21 protein-coding genes are annotated in these 21,414 nt (G+C 44.7%); 11 read left to right on the top strand and 10 right to left on the bottom strand.

Annotated features, from left to right (window positions below; genetic code table 11):
* Positions 1–3 precede the first annotated feature (3 nt).
* Together NL647_RS04785 and NL647_RS04790 are read left to right on the top strand one after the other, a co-directional pair.
* Positions 4–342 (top strand): Hpt domain-containing protein, encoded by a 339-nt coding sequence (locus tag NL647_RS04785; protein WP_005447056.1) that lies wholly within the window; start codon positions 4–6, stop codon positions 340–342.
* 39 nt (positions 343–381) lie between these two features.
* Positions 382–561, top strand: coding sequence for a hypothetical protein (locus tag NL647_RS04790; RefSeq protein WP_005447058.1), 180 nt, complete (start codon positions 382–384; stop codon positions 559–561).
* Positions 562–701: 140 nt separating this feature from the next.
* Here NL647_RS04790 and NL647_RS04795 read toward each other — a convergent pair whose 3' ends face one another.
* Positions 702–1,079, bottom strand: coding sequence for a MazG nucleotide pyrophosphohydrolase domain-containing protein (locus NL647_RS04795; protein WP_005447060.1), 378 nt, complete (start codon positions 1,077–1,079; stop codon positions 702–704).
* Between the two features lie 290 nt (positions 1,080–1,369).
* On the opposite strand from NL647_RS04795, the gene gloA reads away from it, so the two are divergent.
* Together gloA and NL647_RS04805 are read left to right on the top strand one after the other, a co-directional pair.
* Positions 1,370–1,756 (top strand): lactoylglutathione lyase, encoded by a 387-nt coding sequence (gloA, locus tag NL647_RS04800; protein ID WP_009701492.1) that lies wholly within the window; start codon positions 1,370–1,372, stop codon positions 1,754–1,756.
* An 11-nt stretch (positions 1,757–1,767) separates the two neighbouring features.
* The gene (locus NL647_RS04805) at positions 1,768–2,868 is read left to right on the top strand and encodes an alkene reductase (RefSeq protein WP_009705284.1); all 1,101 of its coding nucleotides are present in this window, start codon (positions 1,768–1,770) and stop codon (positions 2,866–2,868) included.
* A gap of 150 nt (positions 2,869–3,018) precedes the next feature.
* Here the strand turns inward: NL647_RS04805 and NL647_RS04810 are convergent, their stop codons facing one another.
* Positions 3,019–3,294, bottom strand: coding sequence for a nitrogenase-stabilizing/protective protein NifW (locus tag NL647_RS04810; protein WP_005447066.1), 276 nt, complete (start codon positions 3,292–3,294; stop codon positions 3,019–3,021).
* Between the two features lie 255 nt (positions 3,295–3,549).
* On the opposite strand from NL647_RS04810, the gene NL647_RS04815 reads away from it, so the two are divergent.
* Entirely contained in the window at positions 3,550–5,397 is a 1,848-nt protein-coding gene (locus NL647_RS04815) for an acyltransferase family protein (protein WP_253650105.1), read from the top strand.
* 47 nt (positions 5,398–5,444) lie between these two features.
* Here NL647_RS04815 and NL647_RS04820 read toward each other — a convergent pair whose 3' ends face one another.
* The 3 genes from NL647_RS04820 to NL647_RS04830 all read right to left on the bottom strand — a co-directional run bounded on the left by NL647_RS04820 (position 5,445) and on the right by NL647_RS04830 (position 8,024).
* On the bottom strand, positions 5,445–5,915 hold the full coding sequence (locus NL647_RS04820) for an RES family NAD+ phosphorylase (RefSeq protein ID WP_005447071.1): 471 nt from the start codon (positions 5,913–5,915) through the stop codon (positions 5,445–5,447).
* Between the two features lies 1 nt (position 5,916).
* Entirely contained in the window at positions 5,917–6,369 is a 453-nt protein-coding gene (locus NL647_RS04825) for an antitoxin Xre/MbcA/ParS toxin-binding domain-containing protein (protein ID WP_005426938.1), read from the bottom strand.
* Between the two features lie 113 nt (positions 6,370–6,482).
* Complete coding sequence (locus tag NL647_RS04830; protein WP_253649727.1) at positions 6,483–8,024, bottom strand: glutamate synthase-related protein; 1,542 nt, start codon at positions 8,022–8,024, stop codon at positions 6,483–6,485.
* 129 nt (positions 8,025–8,153) lie between these two features.
* Between NL647_RS04830 and NL647_RS04835 the strand changes: the two genes are divergently transcribed.
* Entirely contained in the window at positions 8,154–8,633 is a 480-nt protein-coding gene (locus tag NL647_RS04835) for an aminoacyl-tRNA deacylase (protein ID WP_009699021.1), read from the top strand.
* Between the two features lie 87 nt (positions 8,634–8,720).
* On the opposite strand, the gene NL647_RS04840 is transcribed toward NL647_RS04835, so the two are convergent.
* Complete coding sequence (locus NL647_RS04840; protein ID WP_253649728.1) at positions 8,721–9,698, bottom strand: ribonuclease Z; 978 nt, start codon at positions 9,696–9,698, stop codon at positions 8,721–8,723.
* A gap of 468 nt (positions 9,699–10,166) precedes the next feature.
* Between NL647_RS04840 and NL647_RS04845 the strand changes: the two genes are divergently transcribed.
* Both NL647_RS04845 and NL647_RS04850 read left to right on the top strand, forming a co-directional pair.
* Positions 10,167–11,453, top strand: a complete 1,287-nt coding sequence (locus tag NL647_RS04845; RefSeq protein ID WP_253649729.1) for an outer membrane protein transport protein — start codon at positions 10,167–10,169, stop codon at positions 11,451–11,453.
* Positions 11,454–11,498: 45 nt separating this feature from the next.
* The gene (locus NL647_RS04850) at positions 11,499–14,216 is read left to right on the top strand and encodes an SO2930 family diheme c-type cytochrome (protein WP_253649730.1); all 2,718 of its coding nucleotides are present in this window, start codon (positions 11,499–11,501) and stop codon (positions 14,214–14,216) included.
* 409 nt (positions 14,217–14,625) lie between these two features.
* Here the strand turns inward: NL647_RS04850 and NL647_RS04855 are convergent, their stop codons facing one another.
* Both NL647_RS04855 and NL647_RS04860 read right to left on the bottom strand, forming a co-directional pair.
* Entirely contained in the window at positions 14,626–15,084 is a 459-nt protein-coding gene (locus NL647_RS04855; protein WP_009699017.1) for a hypothetical protein, read from the bottom strand.
* 110 nt (positions 15,085–15,194) lie between these two features.
* Entirely contained in the window at positions 15,195–15,386 is a 192-nt protein-coding gene (locus NL647_RS04860; RefSeq protein ID WP_005447081.1) for a hypothetical protein, read from the bottom strand.
* Positions 15,387–15,872: 486 nt separating this feature from the next.
* On the opposite strand from NL647_RS04860, the gene NL647_RS04865 reads away from it, so the two are divergent.
* Positions 15,873–16,265: a hypothetical protein gene (locus tag NL647_RS04865; RefSeq protein ID WP_009699492.1), complete on the top strand. Its 393-nt coding sequence runs from the start codon at positions 15,873–15,875 to the stop codon at positions 16,263–16,265.
* Here the strand turns inward: NL647_RS04865 and NL647_RS04870 are convergent.
* Positions 16,262–17,266, bottom strand: a complete 1,005-nt coding sequence (locus tag NL647_RS04870) for a metal-dependent hydrolase (protein ID WP_253649731.1) — start codon at positions 17,264–17,266, stop codon at positions 16,262–16,264. The two genes, NL647_RS04865 and NL647_RS04870, sit on opposite strands and share 4 nt — an antisense overlap.
* A gap of 514 nt (positions 17,267–17,780) precedes the next feature.
* Between NL647_RS04870 and NL647_RS04875 the strand changes: the two genes are divergently transcribed.
* Both NL647_RS04875 and NL647_RS04880 read left to right on the top strand, forming a co-directional pair.
* Positions 17,781–18,572, top strand: a complete 792-nt coding sequence (locus NL647_RS04875) for a CLCA_X family protein (protein ID WP_026000380.1) — start codon at positions 17,781–17,783, stop codon at positions 18,570–18,572.
* Positions 18,573–18,686: 114 nt separating this feature from the next.
* Positions 18,687–20,018: an MFS transporter gene (locus tag NL647_RS04880; protein ID WP_005447086.1), complete on the top strand. Its 1,332-nt coding sequence runs from the start codon at positions 18,687–18,689 to the stop codon at positions 20,016–20,018.
* Positions 20,019–20,109: 91 nt separating this feature from the next.
* On the opposite strand, the gene NL647_RS04885 is transcribed toward NL647_RS04880, so the two are convergent.
* Entirely contained in the window at positions 20,110–21,414 is a 1,305-nt protein-coding gene (locus NL647_RS04885; RefSeq protein WP_253649732.1) for a ferric reductase-like transmembrane domain-containing protein, read from the bottom strand.

Consider the following 21,414-nt stretch of genomic DNA (forward strand, 5'->3'; position numbering starts at 1 on the left):
ATAATGATCAATTTCGAAGTGTTGAATACCTACATGGACAACGATGTCGACATTATCTTTGCTGTTTTCTCAACTTACATGGAAGACTACGAAGATGGATTAGAAAGAATCAACCAACTCAACGCAGAGCAGAACTGGGGGGACTTATTCTTATTATCACACAGCTTAAAAGGCATCCTTTCTAGCTTTGGAGAAGAGTCAGCTGTAACCGCATTGAGCAACATTGAGGAGCACACAAGAGACAATATCGCACCGGATAGCGGGGATCTAGCTATAGTTAATAAAGAGCTGGTGACGATAAACCAGCAAATAACAGATTACTTATCTAACATGGATCAGTAACAACACTATAAAAATATACGTTAATTGGAATGCTAGGCTATGAATAACACGAATTTTAAAGAGTTGATAGATTCACTTAAGGATCTGACTCCAACTCAAAAAAAATACTTAATAAGTCAAACTCAACTCTCTTTGGACGAAAGCGAACTTCTTAAAAACAAGGACTTACTTACACCCGAAGAGCTTGAGCTTTTGCTTGCAGTGACAAACGCGAAGTGAAAGCGAGACGTTAGAAGCTAACCTACTCATTAGTTTACTTTAATGCTCTAGTTCACTTTGATTTCTAACTAGGGGTAAGCGAGCCTTACCCCTAGTTTTTATCAAATAGACACCCATCTTGAGGTTACTTGGGTATAGGCTTAATTTTCATTCATCTTGCCTTGGTATTCTTGCTGTAACTTTTCCTTTTGATCTGCTTTTACTTCCGCCCAGCTTCCGTTGTTTTCAATCGCTGTCACCCGAGCTTGGTATTTCTCTACTGCTCGATTTAAAACAGAATAAGGGTCAATGCCCTGCTCTTTTTCTAACGCCATCAGGATATTTAAGTAGTTCCACAACACATCGCCAAGTTCATCTTCTAGATAACACAGACGCTCTTTAGCGATCTCTTCGCTGACTTCTTCAAGCTCTTTGTGTAGCGCATCAAAATACGTTTCTGAGCCTCTATACCAAGTGTTGTTCTTGTCGTATTCAGCTTTGCGCTGAGCAATGTCAAACAAGGCTTTAAAGCTCTCCATTGCTTTCTCCTCTTTACACCAAGATTTGTGCTTTCAATTAGATAGCCACTCACTCTAAGTAATTTAAATTCAAAAAGAAAGCATCCGTTATTCACCTCATTTTTTTCAGTATCATCACAAACAAAGTGAACTTAAAGCCTCTCATTAATAACAATATGTTATGCAATCAATAACCAATGATAATTTCATGTTTTCAAGGTTAGCCATTATCTTAATCCCAATGACGTTGTTTGTTGGGGCACGGTTGTTGTTCGAACAACACCTAACAAGCCGAGATAAGAAGGTTAAATATGAAATTTCTTCACACTATGATCCGCGTTGCTGATCTAGATAAGTCCATTGAGTTTTACACCAAAGTTCTTGGTATGAGCGAGCTTGATCGCTTCGAAAACACGGAATACCGCTACACACTTGTGTTTGTCGGTAACGCGGACCAACCAGACAGCGCGACGATTGAACTGACTTACAACTGGGACACAGACAGCTATGACCTAGGTAACGCGTTCGGTCACATGGCATTGGGTTGTGAAGATATTTACGCTGCATGCGATAAGATCAAAGCACTTGGTGGCAATGTCACACGTGAACCTGGTCCAATGAAAGGCGGTGAAACTCATATCGCATTCATTAAAGACCCTGACGGTTACCAAATCGAATTGATTCAAACAAGCAAATAACGAGGTTAGTCATGAAAGATACATTGTTTCAACCTGTACAACTTGGTTCTCTAACGCTTCAGAACCGTATCGTTATGCCGCCAATGACTCGCTCTCGTGCAAGCCAACCTGGTAACGTCGCAAACGACATGATGGCTGAGTACTATGCACAGCGCGCATCTGCGGGCTTGATTGTTGCAGAAGGCACACAGATTTCACCTATGGGTCAAGGTTACGCTTGGACTCCGGGTATTTACAGCCAAGAACAAATCGCAGGTTGGAAAAAAGTCACTGACGCTGTACACGCAAAAGGCGGTGCGATCTTCGCTCAGCTTTGGCACGTAGGCCGTGTAACTCACCCTGACAACATCGGTGGTGAACAACCAATTTCTTCTTCTGCACTAAAAGCAGAAAACGTGAAAGTGTTTATCGATAACGGCACGGATGAACCTGGTTTTGTTGACGTGGTAGAACCGCGTGAGATGACGAAAGAAGACATCAAAGTGGTTATCGAAGAGTACCGTCAAGCGGCATTGAATGCGATTGAAGCGGGCTTTGATGGCATCGAGCTGCACGCAGCAAACGGTTACCTTGTAAACCAGTTCATCGATTCTGAAGCAAACAACCGTACAGATGAATACGGTGGTTCAGTTGAAAACCGTCTACGTTTTTTGGGTGAAGTGGTTGAAGCGATGACTCAAGCGATTGGCGCTGATCGCGTTGGTGTTCGTCTTGCTCCGTTTACGTCACTAAACGGTACTGTAGATAAAACACCAGTAGAAACTTACACAGCTGCTGCGGCGCTGCTTGATAAGCTAAACGTTGTTTACATGCACATCGCAGAAGTAGACTGGGATGACGCACCAGACACGCCTGCTGAGTTCAAAACAGCCGTTCGTGAAGCTTACAAAGGCACCATCATTTATGCTGGTCGCTACAACACAGAGAAAGCGGCTGAAGCTCTAGAAAGTGGCTTGGCAGATATGGTTGGCTTTGGTCGTCCGTTCATCGCGAACCCTGACCTACCGAACCGTATCAAGAACGATTACCCGCTAGCTGCTCACGATCCTGCGACGCTGTTTGGTGGTAACGAAAAAGGTCTGTTGGATTACCCGACTTACCAAGCAAACTAAATCGTTTAGCTTGCCTAGTTCAGCCGACTTATTTGAATAGGCAAGTTGAATAGACAAAAACCCCGCAGATGCGTTTGAGTGCATCTGCGGGGTTTCTTTTTTTAGCGCCCAGAGTTGTCTGACATTATGGTTTGAGTATTGAAATGCGCTCTAACGACGCTGACAAGAAGTGCAACCACGACAAGCCGAGCGTGTGGTTTTATCCAACAAACTACGCTGCACTTTGCAATATGCGTTCTTTAATGCACGGCGAGCTGCAAACCAATCTTCAGGCTTAGTCAGGATCAAATAGCCATTGAAGCGCTTCACTAACTCCAATCTGTGTTTATCAATAAAGCGGCTGTCAAAACCAATATCGAAGTAATCCAAAGCTTCTTCGATACAAGTAAAGCTGGCAATCTTGGCTTGAATATCGTTTTGGCTCATAGCCTCGTTTCTGAGTTTGTTCACTTAGCTTTCAGTATAAAAACTTCCGTTCAATCGTTCTTTGATTTACATCCGTAGCACGTCATTTTGCTAGAAACCGCCGAGTTTTAAATTTTCAAAATGAAAATCAATATAAGAAGTCATCCTGCAAAACTCTTCTCATCTTCAGAATGCTTTTTAACTCACTGATTTTATGAGCCTAATTTTTGGTGCGCATTTTGCGTTAGTGAGTTTGTTGACTAGGGAGAGATGATGATGACTTACCGAGCAGAAATAGATGGATTAAGAGCGATTGCCGTCATATTGGTGATCTTCTTCCACGCAGACATCGAAGCGTTCGCTGGTGGCTTTATTGGTGTAGACGTGTTCTTCGTGATCAGTGGCTATTTAATTACCACAATTGTGATAAACGATTTGGATAAGAACCAATTCAGCCTTGCTGATTTCTACGAGCGCCGTATTCGTAGGATTCTTCCCTTACTGCTGCTGGTTATTGCAGTATGTTACCTACTCTCTTGGTGGTTGTTCCTTCCACATGCACACAAAGAGGTGGGCGAGTTTTCTGTGTCTTCCATTCTGTCCGCTTCTAATGTTTTGCTTTACCTCAAAGGGCACAATTATTTTGGGCTGGAAGAACAAGCCAATCCGCTCTTTCATACTTGGAGCTTAGGTGTGGAGGAACAATACTACATTGTAATCCCTCTTCTGCTTATGCTTCTGGCACGAGGCAAGCTCATGTCTTACCTCACCTTCTTCATTGCGGTGTTTGCATTAAGCCTGATGACTATTTGGTACGCCAGTGGTGATCCTGATTTCGCCTTTTACATGATTTTCTCTCGTGCGTGGGAACTGGCAGCGGGCTCTCTGATTGCCCTAGTGATGCGCAAAACCGTCATCAAACCCAACAACACCTTAGCTATGATTGGTTTAACCCTAGTTCTCGCCTCTGCTTTGTTGTTTGATAAATCAAAAGATGGCGCTGGGCTCATGCTGTTAATCCCTATGATTGGCACCGCGCTTATTATCTTGTTCTCATCCAAAGACAACACGCTGGGTAAAGCTCTAAGCCTCAAATCGGTGGTTTTTGTTGGGTTGATCAGTTACAGCCTCTATTTATGGCACATTCCGTTGCTGGTTTTTTATCGCTACGTACTTACTGCCGGACAAGAGTTCAGCCTAGCTTTTTATCTAGTGGCTCTATTTGCTTTTTCTTATCTAACTTGGCGCTTTGTTGAAAAGCCTTTCCGTAGCCGCAAGAAAATCGGCATGAGCACACTTGCTGCTTCACTTGTGTTAGTCACCCTGCCGCTGCTTGCTTTTGGTGTCGTCGGTCATAAAAATGGGGGCTTTCCAGACCGTAGTGCGTTTTTCGAAGCTATGCGTGTAAACAATGGCTATGGCATTGCATGTAATGGTAATACAGCCATCAACGACACTTGTTCATCATCTTCAGAGCCTACTGTCGCAGTATTGGGTAACAGCCACAGCATGGTCTTTGTTCAGCAGCTCTCAAATGACACGCCAACGGGAGTTGTCCAGCTTACACAAGATTCTTGTGCGGTGGGTTATGTCGACATGATTGCAGGAGTCAAAAATCTATCTTGTCGAAGCTTCTTCACCGATGCAGTAGAAACCATTCAGAATACGCCTTCAATTCGACGCGTGGTGATTTCTTCTAACTTCAATAAAGAGCTTTCCAAGCAAGATTACCAAGCGTCGCTCACCCATCTATTGAACGAGTTAGAAGACAGAGAGATCGTTGTCTTTGGTCCGACACCTTCTGCACCGCATGCTGTTGGCGAATGCTTATGGAAAGCGCAATTGTTTGGTGATAACACAGGCAATGAATGTGACTTTGCACCGAAGCAATCACACCCGCATCATGTAGCGACGCTGGCAACGTACTTTGACCAATTTGAACATGTCGAGTTTGTCGATCTTACTAACTACATCTGCCAAGAGGGTAAATGCGCAATGAAAGTGGGCAGCGACAATGCCATGTACACCGATGCAAGCCACCTCTCATACAAAGGCGCAGAAATTGTATTGAGTAGCTATCAGAAGGCGTTGAGTGACAATCAACAGCTGACTGCTCAGCATTAACCCAATGACAAAAGAAAGCTCAGCGCTAATCCAAACGCTGAGCTTTTTTATTTAAATATTCTTGGGTCGAAAGCAAAATCAAGCTTCTCTGCTTTCTTCAGGATGTCTTTCATCTTGGGATGGTTTGGATTGACAACGTAGTTGTTGTCGCGAGGAGAAATTGTCGAAGGTACTTGCAGTGCAGCGAACTCAGGATGCGGATCGTTGAGAAACTGGTCACCGATGTATTGTGTGGATTCACTAGCAGGAATGGATCGCCAAGTGACCGGTAGATCTTCTTCATCCAGTGCAGCAATTAAGTACTCTGGCATCTCGATACGATACAAATCGTAAAGCTTGGTGATCGCCGGATCGTTGTTTACATGAACAAAAACTTCTAACGAGCAAAGAGATTCGGATTGAGAAAAGTACAGTGCTTCGGTTCCTTTCGAGTTCCATCGCCCGCCGTACAGCTTGGCACCGATTGGGCTAAATGGAGACTCAGAGAACTTCTTTTGAGTCAGTCGATAGAGCTTCATATTACGAGAATACCCCGTGCTCTAGTCGTCCAATCAAATCTTTTACGATTTCAAAATCAACCGTGGTTGACACCATGTCTAGTGGGCGCTTTCCACCCAAACCATAAACATTCTCTCGCATCCAACCTAGTGCGCGTTCTTCATCATCAAACAGTTCTGTTGCTAGCTTAAGTAGCATCGCTAAACGATAGATGGCATCACTCTCTTGCGTGTTGAAGCGCTCTTCGTTTTTGAGTCGACGTTTGATGGTGCTCACCGGGATCAATGTAACGTGTTGGAATTCGCTTTGAGAAAGCTTCACACGCTCGACGATATTACGGTATACCTTTGGCTCAAAGCCTTTATGAACCGCATCGGTACGACCGGTTTCGGCATCTTCAATGCCCAGCATAAACCAAAAGTTTGCCTTATGAGGCAGCTTCGGTTTAAAGCTTTTTAATGTTGCCGTTGCCATACTGAGCTCCTATAGACCAAATGGTCTTAATATTATGGTCCATATGAGCTCAATTATCAATCGTACAAAATGCAGTCACAGTAAAACAGGCACGAATCAGAGCAAGAGAAACGTTAAGGCTTGCCTACGCCTGCGTATTTCACCCCAGAAAGCAACGCCATATCGCGATTCCAAGTGGCGAGATCGTGTTGATTAAACTTGCTGAGATCATCGTGTCCACACGCTCTTGCCATCACTTGCATCAACTCAACCGAGGCTTCAAAGAAGTTCTTCAATTGAACCGAGGCTTTATCCACATTCAACCGCTGTCTTAAGTCGGCTTTTTGTGTCGCAATGCCTGCTGGACAATTGTTGGTATTACACATTCTCGCGGCTACACAACCTATCGACTGCATCGCACTGTTAGAAATCGCAACACCATCTGCACCGAGCGCCATCGCTTTTACAAAGTCCATTGGAACACGCAGTCCACCCGTGACAATTAACGTGACACGGTCACTCACACCTTGTGCATCCAGATAACGTCTTGCTCTAGCGAGAGCGGGAATAGTTGGCACGCTGATGTGATCACGGAACATAGCAGGCGCTGCGCCCGTACCTCCTCCACGACCATCCAAAATGATGTAATCCGCACTGGCATCGAGTGCGAATTGAATATCTTCTTCGATATGGTTTGCACTGAGCTTGAAGCCTATCGGGATACCACCTGTCACTTCACGTACCCGATCTGCAAACTTTTTAAAATCTTCTGCGGTATGCAGATCTTTAAACGTCGAGGGTGAAATCGCAGATTGCCCTTCGGGAATGCCACGCACTTGCGATATTTTACCCACATTTTTATTGGCTGGTAGATGACCACCAGTCCCTGTTTTTGCTCCCTGCCCACCTTTGAAGTGGAAGGCTTGAACATTGAGCAACTTAGATTCGTCGTAACCAAATTGCGCACTCGCTAGTTCATAGAAATAACGGGAGTTCGCCGCTTGTTCTTCTGGCAACATGCCACCTTCTCCGGAGCAGATTCCGGTTCCGGCTAACTCCGCACCTTTCGCGAGTGAGATTTTGGCTTCTTCTGATAACGCGCCAAAGCTCATGTCAGAGACAAACAACGGAATTTTGAGCACTAACGGCTTCTTCGCTTTGGGACCAATTACCAATTCAGTTTTGACTAGCACATCCTCCATCAGAGGTTTGGTTGCCATTTGTGCGACCATCATTTGCAGTTCATCCCAATGTGGCAATTGGTCTCTCGGCACTCCCATCGCCGTCATCGGTCCATGATGCCCTAACTTTGATAGCCCTTCTCTTGCCAATTGGTGAATAAACTCAACTGTGGGTTCTTCTTGCGTCGCCACTGCAATTGGGATTTCGTTATGTCCGGCTTGGATACCCGGACCTTCTTGTCCCACTTGCTCAGAGGTAAACTGCTTATGCGTCCCATCACAGAAAGGCGCATTTGCGGTGTGTTTACACTGGCACAGATACGCATCTTCATCCTTTTCAGCGACAAAGCTCATAGGTTTAAAATCGGTTCCGGCATGGGAGCCATCACAATAAGGTTGGTTCTTAGATCGCCCACATCGACAAAAGTAATATTCTTGTCCTTGCACAAGCTCAACTTTGATGGGTTTGTTATCCGCTATTACTGGTTTGCTCATTTTGCTTCCCTTTTTCAATGCCATACTCTGTGGTTGGCTTTCAGTAAGCGTAGAACAGCTCAAGTAAAGCGTCAGGGGAATAGAGATTTACCTATACTTTATGTGGGTCTCAACACTCTGGAGGCTAACATGACCATGTCAACCCGGCTCGACCACTATTTGACTGAGCATCATATTCACTTTCAAACCGTGAATCACAGTCATAGTAATAGTTCGCTGCAAAGCGGTGTTGCAGCGGGTATCCCTCTCAATAACTTGGCAAAAGGTGTGATTTTGGAAGATCACCAAGGTCGTCATATGATGGCTGTCTTGCCTGCGAATAATAAAATCAGCTTGTCTCGATTGAATGACGAGCTCAATGCTTCTTTCCATTTGATCAAAGAAAGAGAAGTCTATCGTTTGTTTACCGATTGCGATAACGGTGCGATACCTCCAGTGGGTAGCGCTTATCACATGGCAACCATTTGCGATGAAATGCTCGCCAATTTAGAGCATGTGTATTTGGAAGCAGGCGATCACGAAACCTTGATTAAGTTAGATAAAGAAGCGTTCCGCGAACTGATGGGAGAAAGTCGTTTTCTACGCTTTAGTAGCCAAGTATTTCATTAGTCTTAAGCTGCAATGAATGCGGTATCTAGAACATGTTGGCTCTTGTTGTGACGATTTCATTTCAAATTGCTTTCGCGACAAGAGCCTTTATTCGTTCTTATCTTCAGCGCCTTTAATCTCCTCAACCAAACCCGCCCTGTCAATTCGATAATGCGCGAGATCGTGAGCAAGAAAGAGATGACCAGAGTAAGCGGTTTGAGCTTCTTGCCGAATCTGCTCGATCGATACTTCCGCTTCAGAGCTGAACTGATAGCGAGGACTAAAGTGAGTGAGAATCAAGCTCGGAACTTGTTTTGTCCGCGCATAACTGGCGACTTGTGAAGAATAAGCGTGACCGACTTCTCCTGCTCGCTCTTTCATCGCTTCTGAGTACGTTGATTCGTGTACCAACAGATGCGCGCCTTCAACTAGACTATCGAGCTTCTCTGGTGTGTCGTTATCACCACAAATGATCGCTTTTCTCGGTGGATGTGCAAGCTTAGTAAACGCCTTACTCATTAAGGTTTGACCTTGGTACTCTACATCATTGCCACGGACAAGTTCTCCCCAGATAGGTCCCCTCGGTATGTTCGATTGCTCCAGCTTATCGATGTCTGGATACATGCGAATGGTTGATTCTTCAAAACAGTAAGCAAAGCTAGGAACGCGATGAGAAAGTGCGGTAGCTGTAATCGTAAACTGACCAATTTCAATCGAATCAAACTGCTCAACTTCGATGAAGTGAAGTTCAAATGGTAGATAGAGTTTGGTGAACGCTTGAGTCGCTTCAAACCACTGTTTAATCCCCTCTGGGGCAATGATCGTCAGAGGATCTTTGCGGTTATTCATGCCTGCACTGGCGAGCAAGCCCGGTAAACCATAGCAATGGTCACCGTGAATGTGGGTAATACAGATAGCTCGCAAGTAATTCAGTGATAACGGAGTGTGTAGCAATTGGTGTTGAGTCGCCTCTCCACAGTCAATCAGAAACCACCCTTTCCCCTTGCTCTCCAGCAAAGCAGTCGCAGAAACATTACGGGATTTAGTTGGAACCCCAGAGGACGTTCCTAAGAAATACAGCTCCATATGACTTCCCATTCCTTAAGTAAAAGCTCTAATCACTCATAAAGTTTAGCATTCGATTCAGTGATAAATTGCATGATTCTGACCGATTTTAACACTAAGCTTTAAATATCAATTAAACACCCGTTTAAAACAATCGTACCAAAACACACTGATTACCATTTACCATTCTATAACACTTAAGCCACATTTTTTGAGTGGACATCAAACACCATAGGGCTATTTCGTGAAACATCCACGATGTATAAATTGAGCTTAAATATAACATTTACAGATATTTACACCCAAAACTACAAACCATTAGTTATATGAGATGGTAATAACAAATCCTGAAATTCAATGTTACAACTATGTTAATTGTTTTTATGCTTGAGCTGAGTGTTTAGCAAATAACCTACTCATCCCCTGTATAGGTTATCAGGCACTTTTATTTAAAACGCATCCTAAAAACACATGGAGTTTCAGAGTGATATGAAGACAAGGAATGCAAAACTCGCGCTTGCAATAGGTATAGCGCTCAGCTCCCCTAAGTTATGCGCCGCTGGATTTCAATTATCCGAACATTCAGCCGCTGGTCTAGGGCGTGCCAATGCTGGCGAAGCCGCCATAACAGACGGTGCATCAGTAGTCGCACATAACCCTGCAGCCATTACGATGTTCGATTCTTATCAATTGTCCGTAGGTGCTGCTTACATCATGCCAGAGGTTCGCGTAACCGGTAACGGACCTTCAGAATCCTTCAATAATCAGCTAACCAACAATGACGTCGTCGACAATGTGGTTGTGCCATCTTTTTATATCGCAGCCCCAATCAATGACTCGTGGTCATGGGGGCTTGGTATCTTCACAGACTTTGGTTTGGCAACCGAATACCCTGATGACTATTTAGCCGGACCGATTGGTGGGGAAACCAGTTTAGAAACGATTAATTTTAACCCTACCATCGCCTACCGAATCAACGACGAGTTCAGTGTCGGCGCTGGCGCTAGCGTTGTTTATGGTAAAGCCAAGCTCACACGTACGTTGGGTATTCTTGCCGATGCGATTAATGCTGATACGGGCGCAAATTTTGCTCGTACCGATATGGCGAAATCACTCGATGGTGATGGCTGGGGTTACGGTTTTAACCTCGGCGCACTTTGGGAGATCAACGGAAAGCACCGTTTTGGATTAAGCTTTCGCTCCAAAGTGGATGTGGATTTCGAAGGCGATTATTACTCAGACATCCCAAGTGCGATTTCGATGCCGGGTGAAACCGTGACGGGTGACCTAACCCTAAATCTGCCGAGCATTACTGAGTTCTCTGGTTTCCATCAGATTACCGATCCACTAGCTATTCACTACAGTGTGATGATGACGGGTTGGGATGTGTTTGAAGAAATCCGCGCCACCGTAGATGGGCAAGAAGTTCTGCAAAAGGATGAGAACTTCGAAAATGCCTTCAAATATGCGTTTGGGGCAACTTACCAACTTAACCCATCCTTCACTCTGCGCGCGGGTATTGCTTACGACGAAACGCCTAACGTGAATGACAAGAGCATCAGCTTGCCAGATTCCGACCGAATCAATTACAGCTTTGGCGCCACGTACGCCTTCAATCAAAACAGCCGAATCGACTTTGGATTCACCTTTATTGATGCCGAAGAAGTCACGTTCACTGAGCCGCTTGAGCCGCACGCTCTACCGGGTGTGGATATCGCCTATCGCTCCGAAGGTGATGCCTACATATACGGAATCCAATACAACCACTCTTTCTAATTATTCCTGACTGAGTCAATAACACTAATTACAGGGAAGCAAATCATGCACGGAATAAACAAAACGGTTGTCGCTGCACTCATCAGTTCCAGTCTTTTGATGGGTTGTAACAGTGACGATTATGATGAACCGCAAACCTCTAGCGGTTATGAATTATCTGAATACGGTACACCAGAATTATGTGGCAATGGTCAGGAATGGGCGAGCGCGGAACAAGTCACCGCGATTGAAAACCTGGTCGAACTTGCCGAAGACAACAGCGTGGTAACACTGCCCGCTGGTTGTTTCAAAATGAACAATCAATTGACGGTCGATTCGAAGAATAACCTCGTGTTACGTGGTGCTGGTATCGACCAAACCTACCTCGACTTCAGTGGTGTGGATGGCAAAGATGGTATTGCCATCAGTGGTGGTTCGAACATCACCGTATCCGATCTCCAAATTGCGGAAGCTTCTAAAAACGGTCTTAAAGCAGACGGGGTTGAAGGCATCATTATTCGTGATGTCGCGGCGGTTTGGCTCGAAGTGCCTCGTGCACGTGACGAAGATGGCAACCTACGCGGTACTTACGGCATCTATCCAGTAAAATCTCAAAACGTCTTGATTGAAGATACATGGAGTTACGGCAGTGCCGATGCAGGTATCTATGTGGGTCAAACCATCGGTGCGGTTATCCGTGACAACGTAGCGGAAAAGAACATCGCCGGTATCGAGATTGAAAACAGTTCGAATGTGGATGTCTACAACAACTTAGCGCTAGGAAACACGGGCGGTGTGCTGCTGTTTGACCTACCGGGCGCCACCACTATTGGTCGCTTAATTGATGATGTACGCATCTTTGATAACGTCATTCGTGATAACAACTTAGAGAACTACGTTGATACCACCTGTCAAAATGGACTAGGTGGCTGTGGCGTGGTGGGCATCGTCCCTCCTGGTACTGGCGTCGTCATTCTGTCCGGGCGTAATAGTGAGTTCTTCAACAACACGATTACTAACCACGACTCGATGGCACTTGCGATGACGAGTTACTTGTTGGTGAACGGCGATCCCAACGCTTACAGCCCACTCAATGGGACATCTGAAGGCAATGCCGTTATGCAGGGCTGGAACCCTGTTCCGACCAACATGTATTTCCACGACAACACCATTACCAACACGGGCGCCAATCCAAATGGTTCTCTGATTGAGGATATGATTTTAGCGTACACATTGAATCATCAAGCCTTCCCTGCTCTGTTTTATGATGGCGCTGGTGAGTCACTGATTCGTTCACAGATGTTTGCACCATTGCGTGATGCGCTCAACGGTATGACAGGAACAACCAACTGGAATTACCTTACCGAGTTTACCGATGCAGACAGCAACTGTTTAGTGAACAATGGCGCAAGTGTCGGTGTATTGGTTGATAACATGGACCCAACCGCAATTGGTCGTTATGCAGAAAACCCAGCCAATGCAGATTTCTTATACGAGAAAGAGCAAACAACGCTGCTTACTGCTGGTTGTGACTCTAAGACGCCATTAGACATCAATACCGTCACAATTAATGGCGTTGTGTATGGTTACAATCAAACCGAAGACGGAGCGACAGATCCTGATAATCCAGATACACCAAACGGTATCGTTGGCAACGCAAGCTGTACCCTAGACGACGTGGCGGGTATTAACTGGGATGCGATTACACGTGAAAGCGCGACATACGGTGAAAACTGTGTAAGCTTGTCGCAATACAACCTGTTTGAAGACGCCAAAGATCCAACACAAAACCTCAATTTAGCGGCATCTGCGAAAGGTACTTTGTATGAGATGAACGTTGAACTCTTTACTGACTATGCACGCAAATACCGCTTTGTTGTGATGCCGGACGAAGCCTCTGCAAGCTATCGTGAGCAAGAGGTGTTCGACTTCCCAGTAGGTACCGTGTTAATCAAAACCTTTGCGCTGCCTTCGAGCACTGAGAATGCCCGTGGTGAAAATGAAGAGCTCATTGAGACTCGCCTATTGATTCGTCGTGACAGCGGTTGGATTGCCCTGCCTTACGTATGGAATGAAGACAAAACCGACGCTTACCTGACTGCCGTATCGGTACCCTTTGAGCGCAGCGTAGAACATAACGGCGAAACGCTTAATTTCACTTATGAAGTACCAAGCCGAAATGAGTGTACCTTGTGTCACAAAGTAGAATCTGATGTCTCCGATCCTACTGGTAACACACAACCAAAAGGTTTCTCTCCTATTGGTCCTAAAGCTCGTAACCTAAACAGTGTTCAAGATGTCTCTGATGGCTCGCCAGTCAACCAACTTGTACATTGGGAAACGCTGGGGCTATTTACAGAAGCTTTACCAGATACACCAGAGAACTTACCTAAGACCCCTGTCTTTGATACCGAAGCGGGAGCAAGTAATCTAACGGATACTGAGCTACTGGATTACGCCAAAGCGTACCTTGATGTGAACTGTGCGCACTGCCATCGCACCGAAGGTAAAGCGGCGAGTAATCCATTCAAGTTTGAATACTGGCGTGAAGGGATCAGTGAAATGGGTATTTGCGCTCGTGGTATCACCTTCCACAAAGGTCCATCTCCGTATGTGATTGTACCGGGTGATCCAGAAAACTCTGTGCTGCACTACCGCATCAATGTCGACAACGGAAATATGATGCCAGAACTAGGCAGACACGTTGTTCACGATGAAGGTGTTCAGTTAATTGCCGATTGGATTAACTCAATTGATACCACGGGCTGGAGCTGTGTAGAGTAATAATATCAATGGCTACCAAGTGTTTAAGTAACCATTAAGTTACTTCAACTAGCCGTATTATACCCAAGTAACCTCGAGATGCTAGGTTCAGCGAGACTGACTTGGTTTGTAGACGCGGCGGCGATTTAAAGGTTTAGTGGGTCTAAATCAAGAATCGACAACAAAGTATACAAGCCAAGGCAGCTCGCCCTTTGGGAGCGTGTCATTGACCCGATTGCTGCGTCAAACAACTTGGAAAGAGCTGGCTATTACACTGCGTTGCTTTCCTTGCTCTCGAATCAATGACAACGCTCTGAATCCTGCATCTTGAAGTCACTTGGGTATAAAGGCAAACGAAATAGAAGAGCATATGAAAAGTCTCCAGCTATGCCGGAGACTTTTTGCGGTTTTATGCTTAATCCAAATTGATTTAGTCTTGTGGATTCTCTTTCGCGTTGATTTCTGCGTAGGTGTGAAGAAGCTCAGTTAGCGTTTTCACCCATGCAAAAACATCGTTTGGTGTATTTTCTAATAGCTTTTCAACTTGCGCGCAGTGCGTTTCAAGTGTGATAGCTTCTTCTAAACGGAATGAAATCGCGTAGAAATGCCACAGCACAAGCCGAGTCATTCGCTCACTGTTCTGCTTCGCATTATCGGATTCATCAAATGCTTGCTGAATTTCGCTTAGCGCGATTGCAGTCATACGTAACATTGCATCTAGGCGCGCCGATAACATACGGTCTTCGCTGTCTACTTCTTCTTGATCAAAGGTAAACAGCTCGTTCATCACATCTTCTGGCACCATTTTACTGATCATGCGAGCACTGAACTCTTCCAGTTCATGGCGAGGCATAGTCACAAGACAATCGAACGTGTAATCACGAAGCATAAAATCACTCTATATCAGTTATAACTTTTAGAGTGCGCATTCTAAGGGCTGTGATTTCAATTGCCAGTGTTTCTTTTGTTGGATGTCCAACGAATCTTGTTCACGTCGCCTTAGTCGGTAGATTTGCTCTTCTTAAAATACTGGAACACTTTCCAAACAGCGAACGCTGCCACACCAACGATCAATGCAGAGCGAAGGAGAATGGGCGCATCGTGTTCGAGTTGGGTTGCGTGAGGGACAATGCTTGCAAACAACCTACTGGCAAAAAGCAGCCCCATCACCAACATAATAACCTTGTTCATACGCGCTACCTTTCAAAGTCGAGTCCCACGCACCAAACGCAGTTATCGAGTTGTTTGCTAAATAAGAGCCTTAGCCCTGAGTGAACTTAAAAGAATGCGCGCCATGATTGTCGTCGTCAACACCGCCGAGGTCTGAAAGTCGGTAAGCTAATATTGCATATTTGAGGAAGCGCCAAGTGATGCCAATCAATTACTCTCTAGCTGCCAACCTTAATCCCCGAAGAACACATCCTGTCCCTTATTTGACCATAAATCGTAGTTTTTCATGACTTTGGAGAACTGGGAGCTTTGAATGTACCCGTGCAACCTCGCTTTTAACTTTGGGTAAGGGCTTTATAGAGATTACGAATTTTCATTTGAAATTCCATTACTTTCAAAAAGAGGAACTTGCCTCCATCAAAGTTCACCGCATTTAGTACGGCTTCCTGTGTTTACAATATTTATGAAATCAACAGCTTTCAAACGTAACACTCAGGAGGCTCACCTATGAACAACGAGGCAAAACAACTTTTTCACCATCTGTGTCATCAATACGACGAGCTGTCTCAAGACTTAGCTACTCGCCCTTTTCCTGAGCTATCGGAAACCATCCGTCACCCACTCGGTTATTGCTTTGTTCGTTGCTCTATCGGCAGTCAACGTTTTTCAATAGTGTCGATCAAGTTTGACCCTTCGGTACGAGGTCAAGGTGTGCTAACGGCTTTTATCAACTACATCAAAAGCAATCCACATCACTACCAAGGCGTTGAAGTTGCAATCATCGAAAACCAAAATTTAGCGAAAAGGTTGCTGTCTCTTGGGTGGGAATACAAATCCTTGTTTAGCAAACTTTTCTTCTCCAAAAAGCCCACGCTCGTTAAAGACTTTCAATGCGCCTAGTCGTCGCCTTTTAGCATATCGATAAATGCTCGTCTTGATTCAGCAGACATATCACGATGTGTCGTGTATGCCACATGAGCACTTTCCCTAGCAGCTTTCGTAAGCTCAATGCTCCACAAGGCATTTATCTGGTTTGGCACTAGTGAGTAACGTACGTCAATGATACGCCGTTCATTGTTGGGATCTCGTACGACAAAGCCATCAGAAAACCATCGGAATCGCTCAATATCTGCGGCTTGCTGTGATGTACGGCTTAACCAAGGAAAATCTTTGCTGACATCTAATTTAGTCACAGATTCACCAGTATAGATTTTTATGTACGTCCCTACTCTTATGGCGTCCACATAGTAGTTACCATCAGCTTCGTAGATGACTTTCCAAACCAGAATGTTTGCGAACGTGGGTTTAGCTTCTAATCGCAACGGCACATGTTGTCTTGCTTTAGCCACCTTCCATCCAGCCTCTTCTGCTCTTTCTCTTTGAATCACTCCGAAGGAGAGATAAGCGAGAGCCCAAATTAAAGCGATTCGCCCGCACCAAGGGTTACGTTTCAATAACACAAACAGAACGCCAATTAAAATTGGAAGCGTAAAGAGAGGATCGATAACAGAAACCGTATTCCACGAATAACGAGCATTGGTTAGCGGCCAGAACAGTTGAGTGCCGTAACTGGTGCACGCATCCAGTAAACCATGTGTCGCGTAACCAAGTGCGCAATACCACCAGCTTTGTTTGAACGATAACCCAAACCTTTTGCCGAGCATTGGGTATAAAGCCAATGCACAGAGCAAACTGCCAATAGGAATGAACACCAATGAATGGGTGAATTGTCGGTGGTATTCAAGAAACAACAGCGGGTCGCTCGAAGACTGAATCAGAATGTCTAAATCTGGCGCCATGCCCGCAAGCATTCCAAGCACACCTGCAGCCATTAAATGCTGTTTTTTACTTGCCGACTGAGACAAAGATGCCCCAACGAGTCCTTGAGTTAACGGGTCCATCGGCTATGTTCTTTATTTTGTCTAAAAACCAGAAAGGTTGGCTGCATAAAATATCCGTATTTAGTGAACTCGAGAAAGGAACGACATAGCGCATCAAAGTGATTGAATCTCTGAGTTATTTGCACAAGAGCACTACCTTTAGTGTAGAAGGAGTCAGTTACTTCCGCCTCTATTACGCTATACCCAAGTAACCTCGAGATGCTAGGTTCAGCGAGACTGACTTGGTTTGTAGACGCGGCGGCGATTTAAAGATCTAGTCATTCTAAATCAAGAATCGGCAACAAAGTATACAAGCCAAGGCAGCTCGCCCTTTGGGAGCGTGTCATTGACCCGATTGCTGCGTCAAACAACTTGGAAAGAGCTGGCTATTACACTGCGTTGTTTTCCTTGCTCTCGAATCAATGACAACACTCTGAATCCTGCATCTTGAAGTCACTTGGGTATATAATCTGACACCTTACCTTTTGAGTATAAGTTTGAGCAAACTCAATCAACGCCAATTCCGAGGAATGCCTTGCAATTAACCAGCTTTAAATACAAAACGCGAAAAGGTCCTGACTATCGTCATGGGGAGCAAGTGTCGTTCATCGATATTAAAGAGACCTTTGGCATTGGTGGTATCCGGATTGGCAAATGGGTTAATACGGAGGAAAAAGATCTCGCTGCAAACTTGATCTTTGATTCTTTGGCTGACTTAGCTTATCTCTTAGCGTTGCCACCTTCCGCCATAGGACTAAGAGGCAATTTGAACCTCGCCTTCGGTACAGGTGGAAGTAAAGGTGTTCAAGCGCATTATGCGCCAAATCAACGTGAACTTGCTTTAGCTAAGAATGCAGGTGCTGGTGCACTTGCTCATGAGTTCTGGCATGCATTCGACCATTACATCGCAGAAAAAGCGTTTGATATTGGTGATAGATCAGGTCCACAACGTAAGACGATATTTGCCAGTGATTGCTGGCTGCATAACGCAGAGCATTTCCCTCACCCATTAAACGAGCGACTGCTTAAGATTTTCGATACAACTTTGCTCAGTGCCGACGGACAAGATAAGCACGATTACGTGACTCGAAGCGTTAAAGCGGATAAAGCAATGGGCGCTAGTTACTTTTCTCAACCTACGGAGATGATGGCAAGAGCATTTGAAGCCGTCGTCGAATCTTGCTCGGGCATCGAAAACTCTTATTTGGTTTCCGGCACAACTAAGGCGGACACCATTATCGTCTATCCAGACATTGCTCATCGCCAAGTCATTCACCAGGCACTGCAAGCTTATTTCAGACCGCTTGGTGAGGCATTGAGCCGATAGCAAAGAATAGCGACTATGCGCCACGAGATATCATGATTTCCCAGTACAGACCTTTACCACAGAACTAAAAAAGGTTTATACATAAACTTATATTATTCAAAGTGCTGATATTTCATGACGCTAAAACAAATTCTGCAAATCCGTAATGTCCGCTGCTTCTTAATGTTCCGAAGCAGCTACTTTGCGCGATTCTACTATCCAGTGTTCACTCTACTCTATTTAGATTACGGCTTAACACTGTCTCAATTTGCGATGCTCAACGTGGTTTGGGCTGCAACCATCGTGCTAGCTGAAGTCCCTTCCGGTGCATTTGCCGACACATTAGGACGCAAACGACTAGTGGTGCTATCTTCGATAGTGATGTTCATCGAAATTGCAATGATCGCCTTTGTCCCTACAGGAAATCCCACTTTTGTTTTCATTGTATTTTTGATTAACCGAGTGTTGAGTGGCTTAGCTATGGCATTGGCAAGCGGCGCAGATGAAGCGCTGGCTTACGACACGCTAAAAGAGCAAGGCAAAGAAGATTTGTGGCCACGAGTGCTGCAAATCCAACTTCGACTGTCTTCGAGTATCGGTATAGTCGTCACCCTTTTGGGTGCAGCCATGTACGACGTCAACTTTATGGCAAGCGTTTATCATTTCTTAGGATTCGCAGAGCCAGAGTCTACACAAGACATCATGAGAATCCCCGTCTATGCGACCTTGTTTGTAGCAATGATTGCTATCTACTCGGCATTCAGCATGAGAGAAGCGAAAAAAGTCATCCCGAGCAACAGCAGTAAGTTAGCGTCCACGATGGAGAGTATGAAGCTGACCCTCAACACGGCAAAATGGGTATTGTCGACGCCTTATGTATTGTTCATTCTTCTCTACTACAGCTTGTTTGAGCATACATCACGTATGTTTTTAACCATGAATAGCCAGTACTACCGTGCCATTGATATTCCGATTATTTACTTTGGTTTTATTGGTGCAGGCATCAGTGTGTTGCAGATTCTGTTGGCAGGACAAAGTCGTCGTTTAGCAGAAAGCATGGCTCCGAAAACGTTCATTGCAATAATGGGGTTTGCGAGTATGGCGACGTATTATTGGATTAGCCTTGGATGGTCTATTTACGGCGTCATTCCGGCGTTGATCCTTATCTTCATCATTATGACGATGAACATTTTCATTAGTTACCATCTCAACAAGAAAACGGAATCTCACAACCGAGCGACGGTACTTAGCTTTAAAGGTTTAATGTTTAACCTAGGCTACGGCTCAATTGGTATTCTTTATGCCTATTACTACAAGTTAATCTCGCAAAACTATACGCAAGAACAGATCGCACAGCACATCGATTTCATCGCTTCGCTATCTTCATTCTTTTATTACTTTACGTTCTTGTTTATCGCCATCAGCGTATTTTTCTACTTTAAAGATAAGAAGCAGACCATTTTCTAACCGCAGATATTGGCGATTCAATCCCATCGAAAGATACCAAATAAGGCGAACCAAACGGTTCGCCTTTGTGTAAACAGATAGCGATTTCTAACTACCTCAATTCAAACAACTCTCGATGAAATGACTTCGCCGGTAAACCTAACCTTACAAATGCTTTCTCAAGTGTCTTGCCTAATTCTGATGGTCCACAGTACCACACACTGCAATGTCTAGTACCTTCTACACACTCTGTGACTTCTGCATTTCTGAATCGACCTTGTACACTTGTGTTCTTCGTATATAGCGTAACACCAGCCTTCTTTGCTCTTTGTTTTAGCTCCTCCAAAAGTGGCTTATCTTCTTCTCGATAGCTGTAAAACAAGTACACCGTTTTGCTCGTACCAACTGTCTCTATCGCAGTTAAAAATGGCGCAATACCAATGCCTGCGGCAAACCAAACTTGTCGTTCTGCATTATCTTGAAAATTGAACCGTCCATACGGTCCTTCAATACGCGCAGCTTGTCCAACCTTTAAAGAACCTTTCAACGCAGAGGTGTAATCGCCATTCGCTTTGATCATGAGCCTTACTTCACCATTTTGATGGTAAGCGGAAGCTAAACTAAAAGGATGTGGGCGCTCGTTATCACCAAAATCGACAAAGGCAAATTGACCTGGTTGATAAACAAACTCCGCTGAATCAACTTTGAGCATGACTTCAATGCCATTACTGATCGGCTTGATACTTTGTACTTTGGCATCATGGCATTTCTTCTTACCATTCAAATTAAAGATGGTCATGAAGCACCCTACCGTTGCTAACCCACTCACACATAAGAGAATGACTCCAGAAGGGGTTAGCCATAGACTCGCCTCAAAAAACATCACCATGTGTAAAACTAAAAATAAGTATAAATACGGAAGCACTTTGTGGGTGAGTTGGAAGACGTTGTGCTTAAACTTTTTAATCCATGCGATCAGAACAAACGCAGCGGAAAGGTAAAAGCCATACTCACCAATAAGCTGAGCAGGGTCGCCCATTGCATCTATTAGTTTCCAAAACGGGAAAGTCTCATCCTTTGGTTCGACAAAACCAAAATCCATAGCGAAATCATCACTTAAAAATGCGCCCCAATGAAACAACGCCGAAAACACGGCAGAAATACCAAGGTACTTATGCAATCGATATTGTTTATCTAACCCTCCTAACCAGCGCTCTAAAGGCCAATGTTTAACAGATAAAATCACGCACAACGACATAAGCAACATTGACACAATGCCGCTGTAGTTAACCAAATAAGTGCGCACCTGCCAAAACATTGGCCACTCTAGTGTTGGCGTGCCTATTTGCAGCACCGAGTAAGGGATTAGTAAAACAACGAATACAATGCCAAAGTTGAGCATTAAATTTCTGTTCAT

The organism is Vibrio sp. Y29_XK_CS5 (assembly GCF_024181835.1).
In the GTDB taxonomy this organism is placed as follows: domain Bacteria; phylum Pseudomonadota; class Gammaproteobacteria; order Enterobacterales; family Vibrionaceae; genus Vibrio; species Vibrio harveyi.

What these genes read in the sequence shown, in the direction of transcription:
- NL647_RS04785 (WP_005447056.1), top strand. Translation starts at nt 4, where the DNA reads ATGATCAATTTCGAAGTGTTGAATACCTACATGGACAACGATGTCGAC.
- NL647_RS04790 (WP_005447058.1), top strand. Translation starts at nt 382, where the DNA reads ATGAATAACACGAATTTTAAAGAGTTGATAGATTCACTTAAGGATCTG.
- NL647_RS04795 (WP_005447060.1), bottom strand. Translation starts at nt 1,079, where the DNA reads ATGGAGAGCTTTAAAGCCTTGTTTGACATTGCTCAGCGCAAAGCTGAA.
- gloA (WP_009701492.1), top strand. Translation starts at nt 1,370, where the DNA reads ATGAAATTTCTTCACACTATGATCCGCGTTGCTGATCTAGATAAGTCC.
- NL647_RS04805 (WP_009705284.1), top strand. Translation starts at nt 1,768, where the DNA reads ATGAAAGATACATTGTTTCAACCTGTACAACTTGGTTCTCTAACGCTT.
- NL647_RS04810 (WP_005447066.1), bottom strand. Translation starts at nt 3,294, where the DNA reads ATGAGCCAAAACGATATTCAAGCCAAGATTGCCAGCTTTACTTGTATC.
- NL647_RS04815 (WP_253650105.1), top strand. Translation starts at nt 3,550, where the DNA reads ATGACTTACCGAGCAGAAATAGATGGATTAAGAGCGATTGCCGTCATA.
- NL647_RS04820 (WP_005447071.1), bottom strand. Translation starts at nt 5,915, where the DNA reads ATGAAGCTCTATCGACTGACTCAAAAGAAGTTCTCTGAGTCTCCATTT.
- NL647_RS04825 (WP_005426938.1), bottom strand. Translation starts at nt 6,369, where the DNA reads ATGGCAACGGCAACATTAAAAAGCTTTAAACCGAAGCTGCCTCATAAG.
- NL647_RS04830 (WP_253649727.1), bottom strand. Translation starts at nt 8,024, where the DNA reads ATGAGCAAACCAGTAATAGCGGATAACAAACCCATCAAAGTTGAGCTT.
- NL647_RS04835 (WP_009699021.1), top strand. Translation starts at nt 8,154, where the DNA reads ATGACCATGTCAACCCGGCTCGACCACTATTTGACTGAGCATCATATT.
- NL647_RS04840 (WP_253649728.1), bottom strand. Translation starts at nt 9,698, where the DNA reads ATGGAGCTGTATTTCTTAGGAACGTCCTCTGGGGTTCCAACTAAATCC.
- NL647_RS04845 (WP_253649729.1), top strand. Translation starts at nt 10,167, where the DNA reads ATGAAGACAAGGAATGCAAAACTCGCGCTTGCAATAGGTATAGCGCTC.
- NL647_RS04850 (WP_253649730.1), top strand. Translation starts at nt 11,499, where the DNA reads ATGCACGGAATAAACAAAACGGTTGTCGCTGCACTCATCAGTTCCAGT.
- NL647_RS04855 (WP_009699017.1), bottom strand. Translation starts at nt 15,084, where the DNA reads ATGCTTCGTGATTACACGTTCGATTGTCTTGTGACTATGCCTCGCCAT.
- NL647_RS04860 (WP_005447081.1), bottom strand. Translation starts at nt 15,386, where the DNA reads ATGAACAAGGTTATTATGTTGGTGATGGGGCTGCTTTTTGCCAGTAGG.
- NL647_RS04865 (WP_009699492.1), top strand. Translation starts at nt 15,873, where the DNA reads ATGAACAACGAGGCAAAACAACTTTTTCACCATCTGTGTCATCAATAC.
- NL647_RS04870 (WP_253649731.1), bottom strand. Translation starts at nt 17,266, where the DNA reads ATGGACCCGTTAACTCAAGGACTCGTTGGGGCATCTTTGTCTCAGTCG.
- NL647_RS04880 (WP_005447086.1), top strand. Translation starts at nt 18,687, where the DNA reads ATGACGCTAAAACAAATTCTGCAAATCCGTAATGTCCGCTGCTTCTTA.
- NL647_RS04885 (WP_253649732.1), bottom strand. Translation starts at nt 21,414, where the DNA reads ATGAACAGAAATTTAATGCTCAACTTTGGCATTGTATTCGTTGTTTTA.